Genomic DNA, 4,626 nt, shown 5'->3' with positions numbered 1-4,626 from the left:
CTAGGCCGCGTACCAAAGTCGGTCGGTGACGGTTTGGGAATTTCGGCGTGTCAGGACCGGTAGATAGCGAGGTCTCCGGTAGATGAGTTTTCGACCAAGAAGACCATCTATACGGAGACCTCGTGGCCACTGTAGCGGTGACGAGGCGGCACGACCTGACCGACGCGCAGTGGGCGGTGCTGGCGCCGTTGCTGCCGACGCCGAAGAAGGCCGGACGGCCGCCGATATGGACCAAACGGCAGCTCATTGACGGGATCCGGTGGCGGACCCGGGCTGGCACGCCCTGGCGAGACATGCCGGAGTACTACGGGTCGTGGGTGGCTGCCTACAACCTGTTCCGACGCTGGCAACGCGCCGGAACCTGGGCCCTGATCCTGAGCACGCTGCAGGCCATGGCGGACGCGGCCGGCCGGATCGTCTGGGATGTCTCGGTCGACTCGACGGTAGCCCGTGCGCATCAGCACGCCGCCGGGGCGCGTAAGAACGCAGCTGCGCAGGCCGAACCGCCCGGCGGGGTACGCGATGAGCCGGCCGACCACGCGTTGGGCCGCTCCCGCGGCGGGCTGACCACGAAGCTGCACCTGGGCTGCGAGCAGGGCCAGAAGCCACTGTCGATCGTGCTGACCGCCGGGCAACGCGGGGACAACCCGCAGTTCATCGCGGTGCTTGAGGGGATCCGGGTACCCCGGCTGGGCGGCGGCCGACCCCGGACCCGCCCGGACCGGGCCCTGGCGGACAAGGCGTACACCAGCAAGGGCACCCGCCGCTACCTACGCCGACGCGGAATCAAGGCGACCATCCCGTCCAAGGCCGACCAGGACGCCAACCGGCGCAAGCTCGGGGCCAAGGGCGGCCGGCCACCAACCTTCGACCCCGAGACCTACAAGCAGCGCCACGCCGTGGAATGCGGCATCAACCGGCTCAAACGCAACCGAGCCGTGGCCACCAGATACGACAAGCTAGCCGTCCGCTACGAAGCCACCGTGCACATCGCCGCAATCAACGAATGGCTCTAAACCGACTTTGGTACAGGCCCTAGCGCTCGACCTGGGTGCCGAAACCGTGCTGCACCCGGACGATGGAGTCGACGCCGTCCGGGACGCCTGCCACGGCGAGCTGCCCCGGGTGGTCATCGAATGCTCGGGGGCGGCCGCGGCACAGCGCCTGGCCATCGACGCGGTCGCGCGCCGGGGAACGGTCGCGTTCGTCGGCAACTCCTACCACGAGACCGTGATCCGGGTCAGCCAAGACCTGATCTTCCGCGGCATCTCCCTGATCGGCTGCTGGCACTACAACACCGGATCGACAGGGCGCCTCTTCGAGCAGATCGCCGCGCACCCCGACCTCTCCCGACGCCTGATCACGCACCGCTTCCCGCTCCATGCGATCGGCGAAGCGTGGACACTTCAACGCGGTCGAGACTGCGGCAAGGTCATCATCCGCCCATGAGCCAGCCAACGTTCAAGAGCGTATTGATCGGCGCCAACGCCCGCCGCGCGGCAGAGCACGCCGCCGCCTATGCGCTGGTGAGCTCCGCCAGTCTCGTCGCCGTATCGTCACGGACCCCGGGTGCCGCGGAAGCGTTCGCCGATCGCTGGCGCATCCCGGCCGCCTACCGGGACCACCGCGACATGCTGCACACCCAGCGCCCCGACATCGTGCACCTCAACACGCCACCGACAGCGCGGCGTGAGCTACTCGAGGACTGTGAGACAGCGGGCGTCGCCGGGGTGGTCCTGGAGAAGCCGGTCGGCGTCGACATCGACGACCTGGCCTGGCTGCGACGCTTCGCCACCGAGACACCGATGAAGATCGTCGTCAACCATCAGCTGCACTTCCATCCCGCACGAAAACGGCTCCACGACATGACACGCGCCGGGGCCTTCGGCGACATCGAGTGCGTCGACGGCTCCGCCCGCCATACGGTCGCCTACCAGGGAACGCATGTTCTGCAGGCGATCACGGCCGTCGGCGGCTCGCCCGCCACGGTGTTCGCACAGGTCGGCGGCGTCGAAGAGCTGACCGACGACGGCCGTGGGCATCGCGCACCCGGGTCCTGCCTGGCGACGATCGAATTCGAGAACGGCAGCACCGGCCTGTTCCGCTGCGGCGCGGTCGCACCGCACGTACGCTCAACCCGGGCACGCGAACGCCACCACCACAAGCGGGTCGCGGTCGTCGGCACCCGCGGTAACGCCGAGTGGACGATGTGGGGATGGCGAGCCTGCTCACCGGGCGGCCTCGTCGTGGCCGACCACGACTACCAAACCGAGGACCGCGCCGGCCAGGCAGCCCTGGTGGAGTCGCTGTGCGGATGGCTCTGCGACGATGCCGCCCCGCCGGCGACCCGCCTGGCCGCGGCACTCACGGAGTTCGCCACCATCCAAGCGATGTATCTCAGCGCCTTGCACCGGCGTCCCGTCCGGATCGCCGAGCTCAGCGTTCCCGACCTGCCGGCGGTGTCGCTCCTCGACGCGCTGCAACGGGAGCTGCTGACCACCGGGTCAGCCACACGACCGTCTTGAGATCTCGCGCCGGCGGGACCGCGTCGCCGATGGCGTCCGGCGGATGCGGCGCGGCGAGATTCAACCACAGCCCCGCCGCCAGGCGCCGGTCGAGCACGGCACACCACCGCGTCATGCCCCTCGGCCTCGCCGCAACGATCGCGGAGTCGAGCAACGCGTGTTGCGGGCCACGAGGTTGACGACACTCGCCCCAGGCGGGAACCTGGTTGCGCGATGACCGGTGGGTGTGAGTAGTGTCTGCAGCATGTCGAGCCCTGAGGCATCCAAGGTGGGGGCTTTCGGTCACGCCGTCAGCCCCCTGAACCGCTGAGTTCATAGTCCGCTTCCCAGCAGCCTTCGCTGCATGGGACATTTGCGCGCAACCTTGGGGATCACCGAAGAATAACTAGCGTTTCTGCTTCGTGCGGGTGTCTGATGTGGTATGGCCGTGACGGTGGAGACCGAGTTGGTGTTGGCGGGGAAGTTTCGGGTGCTGTTTCCGCATTTGGATGAGCGGCAGCGTCGGTTGTTGATGGCTGCCGAGGCTCGCGCGTTGGGGTATGGCGGGATCCGGGCGGTGGCGCGGGCTGCCGGGGTGGCCGAGAACACGGTGGCTCGTGGAGTGTCCGATCTAGACGCTGGCGGTCAGCCGTTGGGTCGCACGCGTCGGCCTGGCGGTGGTCGGAAGCGGCTAGTCGAGTTGGATCCTGAGCTGCGCGCGGCGTTGCTGGCGTTGGTCGAGCCGGACGAGCGGGGCGATCCGATGTCGCCGCTGCGGTGGACGACGAAATCCACCCGCCGACTGGCCGAGGAGTTGACCCGGCAGGGCCACCGCATCGGCGCGGACACTGTCGCTGACCTGCTGCGGGCGGAGGGATTCAGCCTGCAGGCCCCGACCAAGACCATCGAGGGCAAGCGGCACCCGGACCGGGACGCCCAGTTCCGCTACATCAACGACCAGGTCAAGAACTATCAGGACGCTGGAGATCCGGTCATCAGCGTGGACACCAAGAAGAAGGAACTCGTCGGGCAGTTCAGCAACCCGGGCCGGCAGTGGCGGCCCAAGGGCGAACCGGTCGCCACGCGCACGCACGACTTTCCCAGCGACAGCCTGGGCAAGGTCGTGCCCTACGGCGTCTACGATCTGGCCGCTGACGCCGGTTGGGTCAACGTCGGCACCGATCACGACACCGCCGCGTTCGCGGTCGAGTCGATCCGCCGCTGGTGGAACGCGATCGGTCGCGCCGACTACCCGACCGCCGGGCGGCTGCTGATCACCGCGGACGCGGGCGGGTCCAACGGCTACCGCACCCGGGCCTGGAAGACCGAGTTGGCCGCGTTCGCCGCACAGACCGGGCTGCGGGTCACCGTCTGCCACTTCCCACCCGGCACCTCGAAGTGGAACAAGGTCGAGCACCGGCTCTTCAGCCACATCACAATGAACTGGCGCGGCCGGCCCCTGGAAAGCCACGAGGTCGTCGTGCAATCCATCGCCGCCACGACCACCCGCACCGGGCTACGCGTGCACGCCGAACTGGACACCGGCCAGTACCCGACCGGCGTCGAGGTCAGCGACGCCGACATGGCCGCCGTGCCGATCGCCAGACACGCCTTCCACGGCGACTGGAACTACACCCTGCACCCGCAACCAACGATCGGGGACGCCGCCCACCAGCCCGACCGTCCGGCGCCCGACCCAGCCCTGCTATCAGATCCGCTGCTGACCGGACTGTCCACACAGGACCTCCAACAGCTGACCACCGACCTCGACGAGCTGCGCCAAACCCACCGCGACGCCCGACACGAGCAGGCCGCCCGCCTCGCCCAACAGCAAGGCAAACGCACCCACGCGCCAAGGTCCGGCCGGCCACCCCGATTCACCTTGCCCGACCAGGTCTTGGCCACGATCCTGCACCTACGCCTGCAACTGCCTGAGCCGACCCTGGCGGCGATGTTCACCACCAGCCGCCACACCATCCGCCGAGCCATCAACGAAATCCAGCCCTTGCTGAAACTGCACGGAACCACGATCGCACCCATGCCGGAACCGACCACCCTGACCCACCTGTTGCAAACCATTACAGAACAGACAGAGCCTGCGAGTTGATTATCTGCGATCCCT

General features: G+C 68.2%; 4 protein-coding genes. All 4 read left to right on the top strand.

The features are described 5' to 3' along the window. Positions 1-122: 122 nt before the first annotated feature. Positions 123-1,016 (top strand): IS5 family transposase, encoded by an 894-nt coding sequence (locus RB614_RS44115; protein ID WP_308714812.1) that lies wholly within the window; start codon positions 123-125, stop codon positions 1,014-1,016. A 7-nt stretch (positions 1,017-1,023) separates the two neighbouring features. After that, positions 1,024-1,449 (top strand): zinc-binding dehydrogenase, encoded by a 426-nt coding sequence (locus tag RB614_RS44110; protein WP_308718682.1) that lies wholly within the window; start codon positions 1,024-1,026, stop codon positions 1,447-1,449. Continuing rightward, positions 1,446-2,525 carry a Gfo/Idh/MocA family protein gene (locus tag RB614_RS44105; RefSeq protein ID WP_308718681.1) on the top strand — a complete coding sequence of 360 codons (1,080 nt, stop codon included), beginning with the start codon at positions 1,446-1,448 and terminating at the stop codon, positions 2,523-2,525. Before RB614_RS44110 ends, RB614_RS44105 begins: the two co-directional genes overlap by 4 nt. Before the next feature lie 421 nt (positions 2,526-2,946). Continuing rightward, positions 2,947-4,611, top strand: a complete 1,665-nt coding sequence (locus tag RB614_RS44100; protein WP_308711885.1) for an ISAzo13 family transposase — start codon at positions 2,947-2,949, stop codon at positions 4,609-4,611. The last annotated feature ends 15 nt before the right edge of the window (positions 4,612-4,626 follow it).

It is taken from the genome of Phytohabitans maris (assembly GCF_031085175.1).
Lineage (GTDB): Bacteria > Actinomycetota > Actinomycetes > Mycobacteriales > Micromonosporaceae > Phytohabitans > Phytohabitans maris.
The sequence above is the reverse complement of the archived record's forward strand: the minus strand, read 5'-3'. Positions and strand labels throughout refer to the sequence as shown.